At 40.5% G+C, this 18,102-nt stretch carries 21 protein-coding genes and 1 pseudogene; 18 read left to right on the top strand and 4 right to left on the bottom strand.

The window, feature by feature from the left end; translation table 11 throughout:
* Positions 1-12: 12 nt before the first annotated feature.
* From tcbE to F928_RS13070, 5 genes are read left to right on the top strand one after another with little or no spacing between them, the layout of a single operon-like run.
* Positions 13-1,263 carry a dienelactone hydrolase family protein gene (gene tcbE, locus F928_RS13090; protein ID WP_002113702.1) on the top strand — a complete coding sequence of 417 codons (1,251 nt, stop codon included), beginning with the start codon at positions 13-15 and terminating at the stop codon, positions 1,261-1,263.
* 12 nt (positions 1,264-1,275) lie between these two features.
* Entirely contained in the window at positions 1,276-2,061 is a 786-nt protein-coding gene (gene bacC, locus F928_RS13085) for an SDR family oxidoreductase (protein ID WP_002113827.1), read from the top strand.
* Between the two features lie 43 nt (positions 2,062-2,104).
* Positions 2,105-3,343 (top strand): styrene monooxygenase/indole monooxygenase family protein, encoded by a 1,239-nt coding sequence (locus tag F928_RS13080; protein WP_005076084.1) that lies wholly within the window; start codon positions 2,105-2,107, stop codon positions 3,341-3,343.
* A 26-nt stretch (positions 3,344-3,369) separates the two neighbouring features.
* Complete coding sequence (locus F928_RS13075) at positions 3,370-3,900, top strand: flavin reductase family protein (protein WP_002113783.1); 531 nt, start codon at positions 3,370-3,372, stop codon at positions 3,898-3,900.
* 53 nt (positions 3,901-3,953) lie between these two features.
* Positions 3,954-4,901: a SphA family protein gene (locus F928_RS13070; protein WP_005076081.1), complete on the top strand. Its 948-nt coding sequence runs from the start codon at positions 3,954-3,956 to the stop codon at positions 4,899-4,901.
* Between the two features lie 56 nt (positions 4,902-4,957).
* Here F928_RS13070 and eutR read toward each other — a convergent pair whose 3' ends face one another.
* The 4 genes from eutR to antA all read right to left on the bottom strand — a co-directional run bounded on the left by eutR (position 4,958) and on the right by antA (position 9,416).
* On the bottom strand, positions 4,958-6,016 hold the full coding sequence (gene eutR, locus F928_RS13065; protein ID WP_005076077.1) for an AraC family transcriptional regulator: 1,059 nt from the start codon (positions 6,014-6,016) through the stop codon (positions 4,958-4,960).
* A 450-nt stretch (positions 6,017-6,466) separates the two neighbouring features.
* Positions 6,467-7,501 carry an anthranilate 1,2-dioxygenase electron transfer component AntC gene (antC, locus tag F928_RS13060; protein ID WP_005802222.1) on the bottom strand — a complete coding sequence of 345 codons (1,035 nt, stop codon included), beginning with the start codon at positions 7,499-7,501 and terminating at the stop codon, positions 6,467-6,469.
* 5 nt (positions 7,502-7,506) lie between these two features.
* Positions 7,507-7,998 carry an anthranilate 1,2-dioxygenase small subunit gene (antB, locus tag F928_RS13055; RefSeq protein WP_002113729.1) on the bottom strand — a complete coding sequence of 164 codons (492 nt, stop codon included), beginning with the start codon at positions 7,996-7,998 and terminating at the stop codon, positions 7,507-7,509.
* 2 nt (positions 7,999-8,000) lie between these two features.
* Complete coding sequence (antA, locus tag F928_RS13050) at positions 8,001-9,416, bottom strand: anthranilate 1,2-dioxygenase large subunit (protein WP_002113705.1); 1,416 nt, start codon at positions 9,414-9,416, stop codon at positions 8,001-8,003.
* A gap of 221 nt (positions 9,417-9,637) precedes the next feature.
* Here antA and modE point away from each other — a divergent pair, with 221 nt between their 5' ends.
* The 13 genes and pseudogenes from modE (at position 9,638) to F928_RS12990 (ending at position 18,100) form a co-directional block, all read left to right on the top strand.
* On the top strand, positions 9,638-9,988 hold the full coding sequence (gene modE / locus F928_RS13045; RefSeq protein WP_000664122.1) for a winged helix-turn-helix domain-containing protein: 351 nt from the start codon (positions 9,638-9,640) through the stop codon (positions 9,986-9,988).
* Between the two features lie 187 nt (positions 9,989-10,175).
* On the top strand, positions 10,176-10,961 hold the full coding sequence (gene modA, locus F928_RS13040; RefSeq protein WP_002113540.1) for a molybdate ABC transporter substrate-binding protein: 786 nt from the start codon (positions 10,176-10,178) through the stop codon (positions 10,959-10,961).
* Positions 10,958-11,650, top strand: a complete 693-nt coding sequence (gene modB / locus F928_RS13035) for a molybdate ABC transporter permease subunit (RefSeq protein ID WP_002113786.1) — start codon at positions 10,958-10,960, stop codon at positions 11,648-11,650. Before modA ends, modB begins: the two co-directional genes overlap by 4 nt.
* Before the next feature lie 4 nt (positions 11,651-11,654).
* Positions 11,655-12,275, top strand: a complete 621-nt coding sequence (gene modC / locus F928_RS13030; protein ID WP_002113565.1) for an ATP-binding cassette domain-containing protein — start codon at positions 11,655-11,657, stop codon at positions 12,273-12,275.
* A gap of 561 nt (positions 12,276-12,836) precedes the next feature.
* Positions 12,837-12,986: pseudogene (locus tag F928_RS22705) on the top strand (phage minor head protein); the annotation flags it as partial.
* A 6-nt stretch (positions 12,987-12,992) separates the two neighbouring features.
* Positions 12,993-13,679, top strand: a complete 687-nt coding sequence (locus F928_RS13025; RefSeq protein ID WP_005076070.1) for a hypothetical protein — start codon at positions 12,993-12,995, stop codon at positions 13,677-13,679.
* Positions 13,676-14,179 (top strand): phage virion morphogenesis family protein, encoded by a 504-nt coding sequence (locus F928_RS13020; protein WP_005076068.1) that lies wholly within the window; start codon positions 13,676-13,678, stop codon positions 14,177-14,179. The genes F928_RS13025 and F928_RS13020 overlap by 4 nt, the downstream gene beginning before the upstream one ends.
* Before the next feature lie 85 nt (positions 14,180-14,264).
* Complete coding sequence (locus F928_RS13015; RefSeq protein ID WP_005076065.1) at positions 14,265-15,353, top strand: phage protease; 1,089 nt, start codon at positions 14,265-14,267, stop codon at positions 15,351-15,353.
* Positions 15,350-15,769 carry a hypothetical protein gene (locus tag F928_RS13010; protein ID WP_005076062.1) on the top strand — a complete coding sequence of 140 codons (420 nt, stop codon included), beginning with the start codon at positions 15,350-15,352 and terminating at the stop codon, positions 15,767-15,769. Before F928_RS13015 ends, F928_RS13010 begins: the two co-directional genes overlap by 4 nt.
* 3 nt (positions 15,770-15,772) lie before the next feature.
* Positions 15,773-16,705 carry a Mu-like prophage major head subunit gpT family protein gene (locus F928_RS13005; protein WP_005076059.1) on the top strand — a complete coding sequence of 311 codons (933 nt, stop codon included), beginning with the start codon at positions 15,773-15,775 and terminating at the stop codon, positions 16,703-16,705.
* An 11-nt stretch (positions 16,706-16,716) separates the two neighbouring features.
* Positions 16,717-17,145, top strand: coding sequence for a gp436 family protein (locus F928_RS13000; RefSeq protein WP_005076057.1), 429 nt, complete (start codon positions 16,717-16,719; stop codon positions 17,143-17,145).
* Positions 17,142-17,750: a phage protein Gp37 gene (locus F928_RS12995; protein WP_005076055.1), complete on the top strand. Its 609-nt coding sequence runs from the start codon at positions 17,142-17,144 to the stop codon at positions 17,748-17,750. Before F928_RS13000 ends, F928_RS12995 begins: the two co-directional genes overlap by 4 nt.
* The gene (locus F928_RS12990) at positions 17,750-18,100 is read left to right on the top strand and encodes a hypothetical protein (RefSeq protein ID WP_005076054.1); all 351 of its coding nucleotides are present in this window, start codon (positions 17,750-17,752) and stop codon (positions 18,098-18,100) included. The genes F928_RS12995 and F928_RS12990 overlap by 1 nt, the downstream gene beginning before the upstream one ends.
* The last annotated feature ends 2 nt before the right edge of the window (positions 18,101-18,102 follow it).

Below are 18,102 nucleotides of genomic sequence, written 5' to 3'. Positions count from 1 at the left end.
GGAGTTGACACTATGGCTGGTCAAACCGTTCAAATTAAAACAGCATCTGGAAAGCAGTTCAGTGCATATCTAGCGACACCAGAAACAGAAAAAGGACCTGGAGTGGTGCTTTGTCAGGAAATCTTTGGGGTTAATGCGGCCATGCGAGAAAAAGCAGAATTTCTTGCAGAAGAAGGCTATACCGTTTTAGTTCCTGATTTATTTTGGCGTGTAGCACCTAATATAGAACTGGGTTATACACCAGAAGATTTTCAAAAGGCTTTCGAGCTTTATCAGCAATATGATGAAAATCTTGGGGTTGAAGATATTCAGGACAGCTTAGCTTTTTTAAAGACTCGACCAGAATGTGACACCTCTACAGGCCTCGGTGTGGTGGGGTACTGTTTGGGTGGAAAGCTTGCTTATCTGGCAGGCTGCCGACTTCCTGATGTGGCATGTGCTGTAGGTTATTACGGTGTAGGCATTGAAAAATCGTTAGATGAGTTAGCCAACATAAAAGGACGTTTGGTTTTACATATTGCAGAACTGGACCAATTTACACCGCCAGATGCGAGACAAGCGATTGTTGATGCAGCTAACCAATATTCAAATGTACAAGCTTATGTTTATGAAGGTGTTGATCATGCTTTTGCACGCCAAAAAAGCAATCATTATCACAAACCTTCAGCACGTTTTGCCCACGAGCGTACAGTAACAGCTCTACATGACACGATTGGACCGAAATACGACCTAGTTGCCTTATGGGAAGAGCATATTCGTCATGAGTTTGATACGCGTGATGTGCCAGCAACCATGGCAACAATGGTTGCAGAACCTTATGTCAACCATATTCCAACGTTAACTGGTGGTGTAGGCCAAAGCCAGCTTGCTCGTTTTTATCAATATCATTTTGTTCACCAAAACCCGAAAGATATGAAGATCACCTCGATCTCTCGTACGGTTGGCTCAACGCAAGTAGTAGACGAGTTCATTATGAGCTTTACCCACGACGCTGAAATTGACTGGTTATTACCCGGTGTAAAACCAACCGGTAAATACGTCGAGATTCCAATGTTAGGTGTGATCCAGTTTAGAGGGGCAAAGTTGTGCCATGAGCATATTTACTGGGACCAAGCATCTGTACTTGTTCAAATTGGTTTATTAGATCCAACAGGCTTACCAGTTGCAGGTGTCGAGACAGCACGAAAACTTCTTGATGAAGATCTTCCTTCCAATACGTTGATGCCATCTTGGTCAAGTAGCGAAGGCAAGCCAATAAATTAAGGAGTATCTACAATGAATATAGATTTAAAAGGAAAAGTCGCTGTGGTGAGCGGCGGAGCAACACTCATTGGTAAAGCTGTTGTACAAGCTTTGGTGAGTGCGGGTGCTCATGTTGCTATTTTAGATATTGATGCCAAAGGCAAGGCGATTGCAGAAAGCTTTAACCATGATGTGATGTTTATTCAAACCGATTTAACCAGCGATGCGGCTATTCAACAAGCTGTTGCAAATATTCACCAACATTTAGGTGAAGTGAATTACTTGGTGAATTTGGCATGTACCTACTTAGATGATGGTTTTAAATCTTCACGTCAGGACTGGTTACAAGCACTAGATCTTAATTTGGTCTCTACAGTTGAGCTGAGCCGTGCTTTATACCATGACCTAAAAAAGCAGCAAGGTTCAATTGTTAACTTTACTTCCATTTCAGCCAAAGTGGCACAAACAGGACGCTGGTTATATCCAGTCTCTAAAGCTGCAATACGTCAACTCACACAAAGCATGGCAATGGATTTTGCTGCCGATGGTATTCGCGTCAATTCGGTTTCTCCGGGTTGGACATGGTCTCGTGTCATTGCAGAAGTCAGCGGTAATAGCCGTGAAAAAGCCGATAGCGTGGCAGCCGATTATCACTTGCTAGGCCGATTGGGACATCCCGAAGAAGTCGCCAACGTGGTTTTGTTTTTATTGTCACCCGCTGCGAGTTTTGTCACCGGAGCTGATTATGCGGTCGACGGTGGCTATTCAGTGATGGGCCCTGAAGGATCACAGCCTGCTATTCCGCGTTTAGCCGAATAGCACAGCGTTTTAAAAGCACATTTAGAAAATTATGGAGAATATTATGCGCCGTATTGCAATTGTTGGAGCAGGACAGTCTGGTTTACAGCTTGGTTTGGGGTTATTAGATACAGGTTACGACGTAACCATGATCACCAACCGAACTGCCGATGAAATCCGTCAAGGTAAAGTCATGTCAAGCCAGTGTATGTTTCATACCGCTTTACAAACTGAACGTGACTTAGGACTAAATTTCTGGGAAGAACAATGTCCAGCGGTAGAAGGCATTGGGCTGGCTTTAGTTAACCCTGAAAATGGTGGTAAAGCATTTGAATGGAGTGCTCGTCTTGAGCGCTACGCTCAATCGGTCGATCAACGCGTTAAAATGCCATATTGGATGGAAGAGTTTGAACGCCGTGGCGGTCAATTGGTGATTCAGGATGTGGGAATAGAAGAGTTAGAACAACTTGCAAACGACTATGAGCTTGTATTACTCGCTGCTGGTAAAGGTGAGGTTGTTAAACAGTTTGAGCGTGATGATGCACGTAGTGTTTTTGATAAGCCTCGACGTGCTTTGGCATTGACCTATGTCAAAAATATGAAGCCAATTTCACCATACTCTCGCGTGACTTTTAACATTATTCCCGAAGTCGGTGAGTACTTTTCTTTTCCGGCACTGACCATCAATGGTCCTTGCGACATTATGGTGTTTGAAGGAATTCCCAATGGGCCAATGGACTGCTGGCAAGATGTCAAAACACCTGAACAGCATTTGCAGTGCAGTTTGGACTTACTCAAAAAATTTGTGCCTTGGGAATATGAACGCTGCACAAATGTTGAGTTGACCGATGCAGGCGGATACTTGGCAGGGCGTTTCCCGCCGACAGTACGTAAACCCGTTTTAACCTTACCGTCTGGCAAGAAAATTTTTGGTATGGCAGATGCTTTAGTGGTCAATGACCCGATTACTGGTCAAGGCTCAAACAACGCTGCTAAGTGTAGCAAGATCTATTTCAATGCCATTTTAGCCAATGATAATCAAAGCTTTAGCGAACAATGGATGGTTCAAACTTTTGAACGTTATTGGGCTTATGCAGAAAAAGTGGTGGCTTGGACCAATAGCCTGTTAGTACCGCCGCAACCGCATGTGGTTGAACTATTAGCAGCCGCAAGCCAAAACCAAAGCATTGCTTCAATTATGGCCAATAACTTTGATGACCCGCGCTCTTTTGCCCCTTGGTGGTTTGACGCAGATCAAGCTCAAGCATTCTTGGCTTCAAAAACCGCAGCAAAAGTAGCCTAGGCCATAGTCAAAAGGAGATATGAAAAATGGACACAATTGAAACTTTAGTTTTACAAGCGATTAATGCTGAAAACCCAAGAGAAATTCGTAACTTGCTTGGGCAGTTTGCAACTGGGGTTACCGTGATTACAACTCGTGGTAAAGATGGTCGGAAAATAGGCATGACAGCCAATTCATTTTCGTCGCTGTCTTTAGACCCACCATTAATTTTGTGGAGTCTTTCAAAAACAGCGCCAAGTTTGTCTGATTTTGTAGAAGCTGAATATTTTGCCATTCACATGTTGGCACAAGAACATCATCAGCTTTCTGGACATTTTGCTCGAGGTGCTGAAGACAAATTTGCAGGCATTGCCCATCAACAATGCAATGCAGGCGTTCCAATTTTATCCGATGCACTCGCAACCTTGGTTTGCCGTAATGTAAATCAGTATGAGGGTGGAGATCACCTGATTTTTATTGGTCAGATTGAACAATACCAACAACGCCAAGGTGAACCATTGGTATTCCACGCAGGAAAGTATCGGATTGCCGCTGAGCATCCAGAATTAACACATTAATTCACCACAATCACGATCAATCCGGTCGTGATTTTTTTATAGGAAATAAGAAGATGAAAAGCACTTTAATTAAACATGGCTTTTTAGCTGGGACATTGTTGGGTTTGCCATTAGTTTCTCATGCCTATGATTTACCGACCGTAAATTTAGGTATGACCAGCTTTCTCGATGGCGGTTTACCCGCAGGGCCTGGCTGGTATGCTCAAACTTACTTTCAAAATTACGATAGTAATAAACTGGTCGATGCCAATGGACAAAAATTAGGTTTACCTAAAACAGATTTAAATTATCAAGTACTGGTTGAACAGATTAGTTATTTATCGAATGTCCGAGTAAAAGATAAAGCCAGTCTAGGCATGAATTTTTTAATTCCTTTTGTCAGTAAAATGGTCATGGATGATGGCTTGAATAATGCTGCTATTAAAGCCCAAAGCGGCTTTGGAGACATTATGATCGGACCTTTTATTCAGTTCGATCCAGTCATGGGTGCACAAGGGCCTAAGTTTGTACATCGTTTTGAGTTTCAGGTGAATTTACCTACTGGGGAATACGACCAGCAAAAAGATATTAACCCGAGTAATAACGCTGTTTCGTTTGATCCCTATTGGGCAGCAACATATTGGTTCAATCCAAAGTGGACAGCTTCAACACGCATCCATTATCTCTATAACTTTAAAAATGATGACCCAAGCTATGCTTTTGCTGGAGCAAATGATATGCAAGCTGGGCAAGCAATTCATGCAAACTTTGCAACGGACTATGCTATTACTGAACAGTTTCGCTTAGGACTGAATGGTTATTGGCTAAAACAAGTCACTGATACCGAAGTCGATGGTGAAAAAGTCAAAGGTCGACGTGAACAAGTTTGGGCAATTGGTCCGGGTGCGATGTATAGTTTTTCTAAAAATGATCACTTGGTTGCAAATGTTTATTTTGAGCAAGATGCTGAAAACCGCCCAGAGGGAACACGACTACAAGTTCGTTATGTCCATCATTTTTAAATTATAAAAAAAGCCTTTTATATCAATCAATATAAAAGGCTTTCGTCTATTTTAGTTTAAGAAAAAATTGAAGTAATTAAGCCTGAACCTTCACTGTGACCAGATCGACGAGTAGACGAAGGTAATTCCCCATAGCGGCGTTTATATTCTTGAGAAAAACGGCCTAAGTGAGTAAATCCCCATTTAAATGCAACGTCTGTGACCGATAGATTTTCATTATGCATGAGTTCTAAATGAGCTTGTTCAAAGCGTAATTCCTTTAGATAAGACATTGGGGTTGTCCCCAAATAATTTTTAAAACCGGTAAATAGGGTTCTCACACTCACGCCTGCATGTTCAGCCAGAATTTCGACGTTAAGCGGCTCATGTAAATGTTCTTTTATGTAGGCTTCTGTACGCTTCACAAAATAAGGAGAGACGGTTTTTTCTTTATATTGTTCAAGCTTATGCAATGCATTATTGGGTTGACCATAAATGAGTGCATTAAACAAATTTGACTCAAATTGTTTAAAGGCTAAAGGATGATGAAGCGGGTGCTGATCACATGCTAAAGCATCCATCAATGTTCTAACGAGCTGTAAAAAATAGGCTCCACTTTGTGTAGAAAAGTCTAATTTAGGGTCAAAAATGAGTAAGTTATTTTCTGAATCGGCAATGTGTTGACGGCAATGGTAAGTAAAATCATCTTTTGAAACTTTTAGAATGAGCTGTGGTGAGTTTGCATGCCAGCGCATACGTAAAGATTGCTGAGGAGAAATAAGAGAAGCAACTTGAGAATAAGAAATAAACTTTTGTGAACCAAATTCGATTTCTGCGTAGCCTTGAGTTGGAATTTGAATTAGGTAAAAGCTATCCAGATGATCTGGTTCAATAATGACATCCGCACCATATTCCAAGCGACTAATAGACAATGCGCCTGTTTTAACATGGTGCATGGTTGCACTGAAATCTCGCTTCTGCTGAGAGATTTTAAGATCATGTGGTTTAAAAATTTGCCCGACATTTCGGCAAGTTTCGCTTAAATCGTGGTGATCAAACACCAGATTATGATTGGTAAAGATAGACTCATTTTGAAAATGACGCCCACTGAGTTCTGGGGAGTTGGCTTGGTTCATATTTATCCCTTTTGGCTCACTCCTGTACTTACTTGTGTTGTAAAAGCTTTAAAACTTCGCTGCACAGCAAGTAAATACGGCACTTAAAAAATTAAGTTACTCGCAAATTACAATGAGATATAAGCAAAATACAGACCAATTTAGCCGCTAATTAATGTGATTTTCTCAAATTTTTACATCGGATTTTGTCCATCAATTTAGTAAATTCGAGAAATAGAATAGGGGGATATAAAAGGTGCTATAAGTTAATCTCATCATGACCTTATTCCTTAAGATCTATCAAAATTTATAGCAAATCCGAGTGAGCTGGTCAATTTATTTTGTCGGAATTAATTATTTTATGTTATTGATATATAAAAACTTTTAATTTAAATGCAAAAATTCAATATACCCCTTATAAGAGTATATTGAATGATTTCAGGTTTAGTGGTTTTTAAATTATTTTATACTTCAACGTGATGTATTGCTCTGTAAAAACTTCTCGCTGTAAATACGGTAGTTTTGCAGAGCTTGCTCATCTAACCAATTTTTAACGGCTTCAATCATTGGTGGTGGGCCACATAAATACATATCAAAAGCCTGCTCAGCCAGTTGATCTTTATTTAAGTGCTCGTGAATATAGCCTGCTTTACCTTGCCAAGCTTCCGTTGCCTTAGTCACAATCGGGTGATAACTAAAGTTGGGTAGCTGTTCAGCATAGGCATGTAAACGTTGTTGTTCACACAAGTCGGTTTCATTATTTACGCCGTAATACAACTGAACGGCAGGTGAGTTCGGTTGATCCACCAAGTTATCTAGCATTCCCAAGAAAGCTGATAAACCTGTTCCACCCGCCACAAAAACCAGTGGTCGTTCTACTTCACGTAAGTAGAAACTACCAAGTGGCGCTTCGATGAGTAGGGTCTGTCCAACTTTACAGCGATCACGCAAGTAATTACTCATAACACCATCTGGCAATAGACGAATTAAAAATTGCAATTGATTGGTTGCATTTGGTCTATTTGCAAAAGAATAAGAACGCCAATCTTCAGTATCTGGAATTTGCAAACGAGCATATTGACCCGGTAAAAACTGAAGTTGTTCAGTATGACTGCTTGCATCAAGATGTAAGATTGCTGTTGTTTCAGAAACCAGCTCAACCGCCGTCACTTTGGTTTCAATTTTTAAAGTATCACCAGCGTTACAGATAGCAGAATCATGATCGAAATAAAAAGCTGCATCGGATTTTACAAGCGTCTGGCAAGCTAACATTTTACGCTCAGCCAAATCACGTTCACTTAATGCATCTTCATCAACATATTCTTGTTCATAAATACCGGTTTCACACTGTCCCTGACAGGTACCACAAACACCTTCACGGCAGTCTAGCGGGAGGTTAATTCCTTGGCGAACTGCTGCATCAAGCAGCAATTCGTCGTTATTTACCGAAATGAAAAAGGTTTTGCCATCGGCAAAATTAAGTGCAACTGAATGTCCCATTTTCATTCCCCTTAAACGTGATAGAAGTCTAAAACGGAATCAATTTTGTCATTCAGCAAAATGCTATGCTGACGACGAATGCGGAAACCATCTGCTGTTTGGCGTAAAAGATAAGTAGCGTGTCCGTAAAAACAGCCTTCTAAACCTTGACGGTTATAGAGCGTTTGCCATGCAACTTTTGCTTCAATTAATCCATCATCCAATGTTTTAACTCGAATGTTATTCATGCTATGCAAAGTACGTGGTAACGGAGTAGCAGATGCTGCTTTACCTGTACGAATACGGAATACACGGTCTTCAAGTCCTGTACGGTCTGCATAATAAATATAAGACAAACCCTGATTTGGATCTTGAACATAGTTATGGTCATCAATCCACTGTGGAATATGATATTCACTATCTTCATCGTAAAGCTCTAGATAGGCATCCCAGTCATAAGCATCACAAAGCTCTGCTTTTTTGTACAAAAACTGAGATACAGCAAAATGTAGTTCTTGTGACATGGTTACACCTCATCCATTACGGCATTGTTTTCAAAAGTAATATCTTGCATTTTCAATGCTTTCTTATTTAAGCCATCAAGCATGAGACGTTGCCAATGTCCATGCTGGTTTACATAGAGTCCTTCATGGGTAAATTCACGGCCAGTAATGACGGGTTGAATGCCTAAGTCTTGCGAGTTTTTGGTCGCGCCATATTCCCAAGACTGACAACCACGCGAAATATCGCTCCAACGTTCAAGACGTGCTTGGAAACCTTTTTGCTGTTCACGGAATTCAACTAAATCGTCTGGTGTACCAAGGCCCGACACATTAAAGAAATCTTCAAACTGACGAATACGGTTACGGCGTGCTTCAGCAGATTCACCTTTAACCCCAATACATTGGCTGATGACTTCAGTTTTATTCCATGCCACAGGGCGAACAATACGAAGCTGAGAGCTAATTTGATCCATAAAAAATAGGCTAGGGTACAAGTTCAAGTTTCTTAAACGGTGCATTGCCCACTCAGCATATTTGTCGCCATATTTTTCGACCATATATGGCATAACTGTACTGTAACCCGGACGAACAGTTGGGTTCGGCATGTCACTAAACAATACGCTATGGCCATTTTTGAAGCTAAACCAGCCATCGTCAGTTTCTGAGTCACCGGCACCTAACTTGCTATAGTCAAGCGTATCGAGTTCTTCACCTTTTGATGCATTGACTTGTTGGCGATGTTGGACTGTAGAGACGTAGTTATAGTGAACGGTACTGACATGGTAACCATCTAAGCCATTTTCATTTTGTAGCTTCCAGTTACCTGCAAAAGTATAAGATGACTTGCCTTGAAGTACTTCGAGTTCACCGGTTGGGGACTGGTTAACCATTAAATCAAGAAACAGTTTTGCATCACCTAAAAAGTCTTCTAGAGAATCTATTGCTTGAGTATCGAGGCTTACAAATACGAAACCACGGTAGCTGGCAATACGGCCTTGTTTTAAGCCACGGCTTGATTTATCAAAATCTTCGCAATATTCACTAGGTGCTTTGACTTTCACCAAGCGGCCATCTGACTTATAACACCAAGCATGGAACGGACATGTAAAGGTTGACTGGTTGCCTTTAGCAACGCGTGTTAAGGTCGCTCCACGATGCTCACAAGCATTAACCATGGCATGTAGTTCGCCTTTACCATCACGGCTTACAATGATCGGTTGGCGGCCAATTTGAACGGTTAGGAAATCATGATTGTTTGGAATCTCACTTTCATGACATGCATAAATCCAAACCTTTTCAAAAATAAGTTCCATTTCCAAGTCAAATAGTTCAGGCTCGGTAAACATATTACGTGCAATACGAAACACGCCATCGTTAGGACGGAAGTCGATACATCCATCTACAAAATCATTCCATTGTTTTAAATTAGATGAGGTCATTGCTCAATCCTCCAATCAATCAGCTTTTAACTGATTGAACCGCGATTAGGCCTGAGCCTCTATCCGTTTTTTCCAGATCTTTATCCACTTTGTGCAGTTTTGATTTTTTAAATGAACTCTTTTTAAGAAAGAGTAGAGATTTAAATTTGTATGTGTTTTAAGCTATTAAAGTTTCCTATAATGTTAAGCAGCATAAAAATGAAACTTTGTGAACTAAGTCTATGAAAGAACAAAACTTAAAATTACAAATTAGAATTCTTTTAGAGCAAAACATCGCATTTGGTCCGGGTAAGGCAGACTTACTTGAAGCAATTGAGAGAACGGGATCGATCTCACAAGCTGCAAAATCTATGAATATGAGCTACCGCCGTGCATGGCAGTTAGTCGACACCATGAATCAGTGCTTTGAAACAGCGTTAGTGGAAACACAAACAGGTGGAACACATGGTGGTGGGGCAGCCGTTACAGCTTTGGGCCAGAAAGTCTTACAGCATTACCGCCAAATGGAAATCAATGCTCGACAAGCCTTAGAACATGATTATCAAATCATGAGTAGCTATTTAAAAGGTTAAGATAAAAGATTGTTTAGGCATGAAATCTTTTAATTTGGTATAGCTTTTGCTTAATTCAAATTACGTGCTGAAAAAGCACTGCTGCATTCCAGACATCTATAGTTAATGAATTATGCTTTTCATAATCTTCATGTAGCGCTATATTCTTGGGTATATATCGCTGCAAAAACGACAAAAGGTAAAAATAATGGTAAGTGATACGAAGATAAAAAAATTGGCTTTAGCCTGTTCAGTCCTCAGCATCGGATTGGTCTTTAATGTCTCAGCCAAGGCTGAATCGGTTACCGTTTATGCAGCAGCAAGTTTAACGAATGCAATTAACGATTTAGAAAAAACTTACGAAAAACAGAATAAAGTAGAAGTTAAAACTTCGTATGCAGGATCATCAAACTTAGCTAAACAAATTGAAGCTGGAGCACCAGCTGATATTTTTATTTCAGCAGATACCCAGTGGATGGATTATCTACAAAATAAAAAACGAGTTGCAGCAAATGACCGTATAAATTTATTAGGTAATCGTTTGGTGTTAATTACCCCAAAAGGGCAGTCATTAAACATAAAACTAGATAAAACGACTGATCCAAATAAAGTGTTTACAGGAAAGGTTTGTACAGGGGATACCAAAAGTGTGCCTGTAGGAAAATATGCTAAACAAGCTTTTACTAATTTAGGTTGGTGGAGTCGTATTGAGCCAAAACTAGTCGAAACAGAAGATGTTCGAGCTACATTAAACTTTGTTGCACGTGGTGAATGTCAGGTTGGGATTGTTTATGCAACCGACGCTGCAATTAGTAAAGATGTGAATGTAGCTGGTGTATTTCCGGAAAATACGCATTCACCAATTATTTATCCTGTAGGGATAGTTAAAAAGAATTCAAACTCAGCAAAGTTCTATCAATTTTTACAAAGCAATCAAGCCAAAGCTGTTTTTAAAAAATATGGCTTTAGCGTGTTGGCTCCAGTAAAACCATGATGTTTTCTTTAACCCCAGAAGAACTCAGCGTGCTGCAACTTTCTTGTAAGGTTGCAGCAAGTTGTCTTGTCGTCAGTATTATTCCTGCAATTTGTGTGGGATGGTTTTTGGCGCGTAAAGAGTTCTGGGGTAAGTCATTCATTGAAACTTTAGTGTTTTTACCTTTGGTGCTGCCGCCAGTGGTTCCTGGTTATTTGTTATTACAGGTATTTGGTAGCCGAGGCATTATTGGGCAATATTTGGCACCGATCGGAATTGATTTTGCATTTAACTGGAAAGGTGCCGTTCTTGCTTCGGCAGTAATGGGTTTTCCGCTATTGGTGCAATCTATTCGACTAGCGATTGAACTGGTCGATCAGCGTTTAGAAATGGCAGCAAAGACATTAGGAGCTTCATCTTTGGGGGCATTTTTTCATGTCACTTTGCCTCTTGCCAGCAGTGGCATTTTAGTTGGTGCTATTTTATGTTTTTGCCGTAGTTTAGGTGAGTTTGGGGCCACCATTACCTTTGTAGGTAATATTGCAAATGAAACACGGACTTTGCCTCTAGCCATGTATAGCTTAATGCAACAACCCGATACCGAGGCCGCTATTCAACGGCTTATTGTTTTATCGTTGAGTGTGGCTTTTTTAGCGCTATGGTTTGCACAGTGGTTTCATCGTTATCAAAAGAAGCGCTTAGGGCGGTAAAATTATGTTGATTGATTGCCGTTTTGAGCTACAAATGGGCCAATTTCATATTGAACCTAGTTTCCAGTCAGATGCTGCTGTTATTGGCTTATTCGGCGCATCGGGTTCAGGTAAAACATCGATTTTACATGCCATTGCAGGCCTGAATACTCCGCGTAATGGACTCATTAAAATACAGGATCAAACATGGTTTGATTCAGATCAAAACATTAATTTGAGTACCCAAAAGCGACATGTTGGATTGGTTTTTCAAGATGCTCAGCTTTTTCCGCATAAAACGGTAAAGCAAAACTTATTATTTGGTCTTAAGCATCTTTCCCAACAAGAACGTCACTTTGAAGCAGATTATATTATTGAGTTATTAAAGTTAGGGCACTTATTACAACGTATGCCCATTAAACTCTCAGGAGGGGAAAAACAGCGCGTGGCACTAGGTCGAGCATTGTTATATTCACCTAAACTGTTACTTCTAGATGAGCCTTTATCAGCATTAGATGCGAATCATAAAGCTGAAATTATTCCTTTTTTTCAGAAAGTAAAAGAGGAAATAAAAATTCCAATGATTTATGTGAGTCATGATATTCAAGAGATTAAACAACTGACCGAAACAATGTGGATTCTATAATTTTTCATTTTTTATACGCATTTCCAAACTTACAAGATTCAGGATTATCGAGAACTCATTCTTAGCCTGCTGGAGATTGAACCCTAAAAGTTACTAGGTTTGATAAACCATAAATCAGATTTTAGCCGAATAAATCAAAACCTGCCTTATTGAAAATGATTATTAACAATAAAATATTTCTGACCTTCTAATTTAATAAAAATAATATAAAACAACAATTTAATTTAAAATTTTAAGCTAAAGCTCATTTGCCTAAGATCATAAATTAATCTTGATACCTAATAATATAAATATATAAGAGTGATGAGATAATTGTGGGATTTTGTGGGATAAGATGGGATTGAGTGGGATGAAGTTTGAAAAGATTTTTCATAGTGTGAAATTGAAAAGCGGGCTAATTTTAGGTTCCCGCTTTTTCTAATTCTTGTACAAATTCAGAGAAAATTTTATCGGCTTTGCACTCTTTACCTTTTTCATGGCAACTAATGCAGCGCGATAGGTTAAATCTATAATCTGCTAGCATTGATGTTTTGATTCCCTCTAACTGCTCGAAACTCTCGCATTGAAAGTCAAACTAGGCCCTATTGGGAATGGCGACATATTACAATTAGCAATCCCCGTAAACAGCATGTTGCGCTGGATGGTCGATTATTCCGTTTTGATGATCCGTTTTGGAATGTTGCTTATCCCCCAAGTGAGTGGGGTTGTAAATGCCGGGTGATTGCACGTTCAGCCCGTGAGGTTGAGGGTAAGGAAATCTTATCAGGTGAAGGAAATGAATCTGACATATATGAACGTGTGGGCGTGGATCGTAACACTGGCGCCGATGTTATTGTTAAGCGCACTCAGTTTAATATTCCCACTAAAGATGGGAAATTAACTTTTGCTCCCGCAGCTGGTTTTAATGGTTCACCAGCTTCTAGCTATTTGTTGAATGATGTAATGATTAATCGAGCGACTAACCTGATGGGAGAAGCGCGTGGACTAATTCAATCACAGAAGTTAATGACTAATCATAATCTTACAAAGGTTAATGAAAGTTTTGTGAATCATGCCCTGAAGCTTTCAAAATCTCAAAAACAGTTTAGTCCAATTGGTGTGCTTCAGTATGATTCAGTAAAATTCTTAACAGCGGCAGGTCAATCATTTGAATCTAAAATGATATGGTTGAGCGATGAAGTACTTGTTAATAAAAAATACACTGATGTATCTGTAACTGAACTGATTGCTTTGCCAGATTTAATTGCCAATGTGGAGCAAAAGCTTTGGGATAAACAAACTCAGGCTTTGTTTTATGTATTGCCACATGACGTTGTCATTGAGTTCAAAGTGGTGTCAGGACATTTGCAAGTATCCCGTATCTTCAAAAATATGCCTCCAAATGATTTTGAGGTGATTGAATGAGCTTTATTCAAATCAAAAATGATGCTCTGGTTTCTCGTTTAGGCCAAGCAGCTGATCGTATGGATGACACCACACCATTATCGGCAGCGATTGCAAATACATTTGCAGCCATAACTGAAGATAACTTTGATGCAGGTGGACGTCCTAAATGGGCTGGTCTGGCTCCGGATAGATCACAACCTTCTTACCTATACCAATCAGGGAATTTGCGACGTAGTATCACGACTCAATATGCCCGTGACCAAGCAATCATTGGCACCAATGTTCCTTACGCACCCATTCTGCATAACGGTGGGCAAACTCGTCCGCATGTGATACGTCCCAGAAATAAACAGGCATTGTCATTCAATGGCAAGGTGTTTAAACAAGTCAATCACCCGGGAAGCAAGTTCCCGGCACGACCATTCTTGCCAATGGATGAGCACGGATTCTTACAACAAGAGGCAGAAGATGCAGTGTTAGATGACGTAGATTTTTATTGGCATAGAAGCTTTGAATAATAAATAAACTGGGCGGAAGTGTTTCCGCCTGATCTTTTTTATCCCCTCAATTTAATCTCATAACATCTTTTTAAAAGTAGATGTTATGCCTAAATCAATTCTTGTCGCTTCATGCTCAATTGACTTGAATGCCACATCGACTCATCTGGTACTTGTTCCTGAAGGAACATTCAATGGAGTTGATGGACGACCTTTTGATGCACCGCATTGGGTACTTACTCCAGAGCGTGGTGAGCAGATTGTTGCTGCATTAAATCAACGTAAGGTGGACATGGTTATTGATTATGAACATGCCACATTAAAAGCACAGGAAACTGGTGAACCAGCACCCGCTTCAGGATGGTTGAAGGCAGCATCTTTTTCATACATCAAGGGAGTTGGCATATGTAGTACTAATTTTAAATGGCTCGATAAGGCTAAAGAACATATCGAGAAGGAAGAATATAAGTATTTATCACCCGTTCTTTTTTATATCAAAAATACTGGTGAAGTCGTTGGGCTTCATAGTGTTGCATTAACCAATACCCCTAATCTGGATAATCTGCCCGAGGCTCAACTTGCTGCCTTGGCACAGGATTACTTTATCCAAAATTCACCACAGGATTCTGAAATGGAAGAGTTATTAGAACAACTCCGCTGGATGTTAAATCTGCCATTGTCTTCGACCCCTGAAGAAATTAAAGCAGAACTTGACAAGTTGTCAGCAAAAATTCAAGACCAAACAGGTGTGGCCGTTGCTGCAAATGGTCAGAACCTTTTTGACGCCATAGCTGCAATTGAACAAATCAAAGTAGCTGCAAACAGCCAAGCTACAGTAGATATGACTCAATTTGTGCCAATGGCTGTGTATCAAGAAGCTATTGCAAAGGCTGCTAATTCGATTGTAGCTACAAAAGAAAAAGAAATTGATGACCTGATCATGGCTGCATGCAGTGATGGCCGACTGACTGGTGAGGCAACGATTAAATACTACAAAGATCAGGCAAAAACCAACCCTGACTTTGTCAAAGCACAGATTGAAGGATTGCCAATCATCCCAGCTTTAACTCAACGTCAAACTGAGCAAGTGAATTTAGCAGCAAACCATCAGCAACAACCTGTTGTAGATGAAATTGCCACTAGCATTGCGACCCAATTAGGGCTTGACCCAGCAGCTTTAGGAGCTAATCCATGACATATATGCAAAATGGAATCGTCACTGAAATGCGTGACGGTGAGTTAATCCCTGTCCCATTAAAAGCTGGTGCAGTGGTTCTGGTCGGGACATTCGCATTGGTTGATGACACGGGATTTGCTGTTGCTTCAACAGCTGCAATTGCAGCAACTCAAAAGGTTATGGGCGTTTGGGACAGCTCGGCAGATAACACTGATGGCGAATCTGGCGACGTTCTAGCCTGTGTACGTCGAAAAAAACAATTCTTGTTCCGCAATTCAACAACTGATGCCGTTACGCAGGCTGAAATTGGTGAAGACGTTTTTGTGGAAGATAACCAAACCGTTGCTAAAACAACAGGTGCTGGTCTTCCGGTTGCTGGCAAATTTATGGGTTTTGATACGCAATTTACTGACTGCGTTTGGGTGGAGATTTAATTAATGGTTATTACTGAACAAAATGGTGCTCGTATTCTGAATGCTTTGAGTACAAGCCTTAAACTAGTATTCAAAAATGCATTTGATGCGGCTCCTAGCAACTATGCCAAAGTAGCAATGGAAGTGCCAAGTACTGGTGCATCTAACACTTATGCATGGACAGATCGCTTCCCGGCTTTGCGTAAGTGGATTGGTGATAAAGCAGTTAAAAAATTAACAGGTCATGCCTATATTCTGGTCAATGAAGATTATGAAGCTACAGTTGAAGTAGATCGTAATGATATTGAAGACGATAACTTGGGTATGTACACCATCGAAACCCAAGCTGCTGGTCAATCAGCTAAAGAATGGCCTGATGACCTTGTCTTCACTGTTTTAACAAAAGGCTTTGAAGAAAAGTGTTATGACGATAAGCCATTTTATTCAACTGATCATAAAGTCGGTGAAGGTAAAAATGCCAAAGTCTTTTCTAACAAACTTACCAAAGCATTAAGTGTATCAACACTGGCAGCTGCACAAGCAAGTCTTGGTGCTGCAATGACCATGATGCAAGAACTAAAAGATTCTGAAGGTAAACCACTCAACTTAAAAGCAAACCTTTTAGTTGTGCCTCCAGCATTACGAGAAATTGCTAATGCCTTGATGACTACAGATCGCCTAGAAGATGGGAAGGTAAACCCATATAAAGGCGAATTTGAAGTGTTGGTATGTCCTTGGTTAGAAACAAAAACTGAATGGCACCTTTTAGATGCATCACGTCCAGTTAAACCAATTGTTTATCAACCACGTAAAAAACCAAACTTTGTTGCTCAATTCGACATGAATAGTGACAGCGTCTTCATGCGTAAAAAATATCGTTACGGTGTAGAAGCGCGTGGTGTTGCTGGTTTTGGTTTATGGCAAATGGCTGTGGGTTCTACTGGTACTCAGGCATAAGGTGATTGGATATGTATGCAACGGCAGACGCGATGATCAAAAAGTTCGGTGAGCATGAGTTAATTCAACTCACTGATAATGTTCAGCCTTATCAAGATGTCATTAATTACGACAAGCTTAATGCAGCCTTGCAGGAAGCCAACTCTGAAATTGATGGTTACCTGATGAGTCGCTATAAGCTGCCGTTGCAAACTGTCCCTCCATTTCTTGAAAGTCTGGCTTGCCATATGGCGCGTTACCATGCATGCACAGGCGCAATGACTGATGATGATCCGATCCGCACCCGTTATGAAGATGCTGTCAATAAACTGAAAGATATTTCAAAAGGTATTGTTGGCGTGGGTGGTACGCCAGCTGGTCAATCTGAACCAGTAAAGACCTCATCGAATAATGTGATGTTCCAAGTTGGACGTCATGACTTTGGGGGTAAAGGCTGGTGACTAATTTAAGTGTTGTTGAGCAAGCCTTTAAAGATGTCATGTCTAAGCAGATTACTGACAAAAAATGGCCTTGGGTGCGTGAAATCAAGACTTATGCGGGTGAATTTGATGATGGTATAACGGCAATTATCAAAGCACTTCCTGCTGTTTGGGTGGTTTTTGAGGGTTCGGGAACACCAAAAAAGATTAGTTTTAACAAGACTCAATACCCTGTGAAATTTGTTGTGCTTGTCGGTGCACGTTCTGTGCGTAATGAGGAAGCTCGCCGCCAAGGTGCCGGGCGTGATATCGGGACATACGAAATGTTAGACCGTGTTCAGAAACTGCTGATTGGCAACAACCTATCTTCCGTTGGTGTAACTGGACTGGAACCTCTCGAACTTGGTCGCACAAAAACAATCTTTAACACCAAAACACGTGAACAATCAATTAGCGTGCTTTCTCAAGAATTTACAACGCAATACACAATTACTGCTTCTGATCGTGACCGTGAAGAAGATGAAACAATCGGTGAAATCCACCGTATCAATGTCAATTATTTCTTTGAGCCGGGTGATGACGTCGTTGACGCTTCTGATCTGGTTGAACTGAAGGAAAATAAATAATGAGTATTCCTGCGGGCATTAAAACACCGGGCGTTTATACAGACGTCAATATCAATACCCTCCGCACAGGGCTTCCAGCCAATGAGCAAAAAGTACTTTTTGTGACGCTAGATGTCTTGTCTGGACAATTCACCCCAGTTGATGTTTATGACACAGCTGGAGCCGATGCCAAGTTTGGTGCCAATTCGCAAGCTGGTCGCATGATTAAAGCTGCGGTTAAAACCTATCGTCTCGTTAATGCTCAGGCTGTTGCATTAACTGTTGAAAGTGTACAAACACAAACAGCTCTTCAAACTGAAGGCGGTACTGCACTTCAGACTGAAGGTGGCGCTTTGGTTGAACCGGAGTAGTA

It is taken from the genome of Acinetobacter pittii ATCC 19004 = CIP 70.29, from assembly GCF_000369045.1.
Classification (GTDB): Bacteria; Pseudomonadota; Gammaproteobacteria; order Pseudomonadales; family Moraxellaceae; genus Acinetobacter; species Acinetobacter pittii.
The sequence above is the reverse complement of the archived record's forward strand: the minus strand, read 5'-3'. Positions and strand labels throughout refer to the sequence as shown.

Coding starts and splice junctions, on each gene's coding strand:
- antC (WP_005802222.1), bottom strand. CDS start 7,501: ATGAAAATGGGACATTCAGTTGCACTTAATTTTGCCGATGGCAAAACC.
- modC (WP_002113565.1), top strand. CDS start 11,655: ATGTTGATTGATTGCCGTTTTGAGCTACAAATGGGCCAATTTCATATT.
- F928_RS13080 (WP_005076084.1), top strand. CDS start 2,105: ATGCGCCGTATTGCAATTGTTGGAGCAGGACAGTCTGGTTTACAGCTT.
- F928_RS12990 (WP_005076054.1), top strand. CDS start 17,750: ATGAGTATTCCTGCGGGCATTAAAACACCGGGCGTTTATACAGACGTC.
- antB (WP_002113729.1), bottom strand. CDS start 7,998: ATGTCACAAGAACTACATTTTGCTGTATCTCAGTTTTTGTACAAAAAA.
- F928_RS13015 (WP_005076065.1), top strand. CDS start 14,265: ATGCCTAAATCAATTCTTGTCGCTTCATGCTCAATTGACTTGAATGCC.
- F928_RS13020 (WP_005076068.1), top strand. CDS start 13,676: ATGAGCTTTATTCAAATCAAAAATGATGCTCTGGTTTCTCGTTTAGGC.
- tcbE (WP_002113702.1), top strand. CDS start 13: ATGGCTGGTCAAACCGTTCAAATTAAAACAGCATCTGGAAAGCAGTTC.
- eutR (WP_005076077.1), bottom strand. CDS start 6,016: ATGAACCAAGCCAACTCCCCAGAACTCAGTGGGCGTCATTTTCAAAAT.
- antA (WP_002113705.1), bottom strand. CDS start 9,416: ATGACCTCATCTAATTTAAAACAATGGAATGATTTTGTAGATGGATGT.
- F928_RS13005 (WP_005076059.1), top strand. CDS start 15,773: ATGGTTATTACTGAACAAAATGGTGCTCGTATTCTGAATGCTTTGAGT.
- F928_RS13000 (WP_005076057.1), top strand. CDS start 16,717: ATGTATGCAACGGCAGACGCGATGATCAAAAAGTTCGGTGAGCATGAG.
- F928_RS13010 (WP_005076062.1), top strand. CDS start 15,350: ATGACATATATGCAAAATGGAATCGTCACTGAAATGCGTGACGGTGAG.
- modE (WP_000664122.1), top strand. CDS start 9,638: ATGAAAGAACAAAACTTAAAATTACAAATTAGAATTCTTTTAGAGCAA.
- F928_RS13075 (WP_002113783.1), top strand. CDS start 3,370: ATGGACACAATTGAAACTTTAGTTTTACAAGCGATTAATGCTGAAAAC.
- modA (WP_002113540.1), top strand. CDS start 10,176: ATGGTAAGTGATACGAAGATAAAAAAATTGGCTTTAGCCTGTTCAGTC.
- F928_RS13070 (WP_005076081.1), top strand. CDS start 3,954: ATGAAAAGCACTTTAATTAAACATGGCTTTTTAGCTGGGACATTGTTG.
- modB (WP_002113786.1), top strand. CDS start 10,958: ATGATGTTTTCTTTAACCCCAGAAGAACTCAGCGTGCTGCAACTTTCT.
- bacC (WP_002113827.1), top strand. CDS start 1,276: ATGAATATAGATTTAAAAGGAAAAGTCGCTGTGGTGAGCGGCGGAGCA.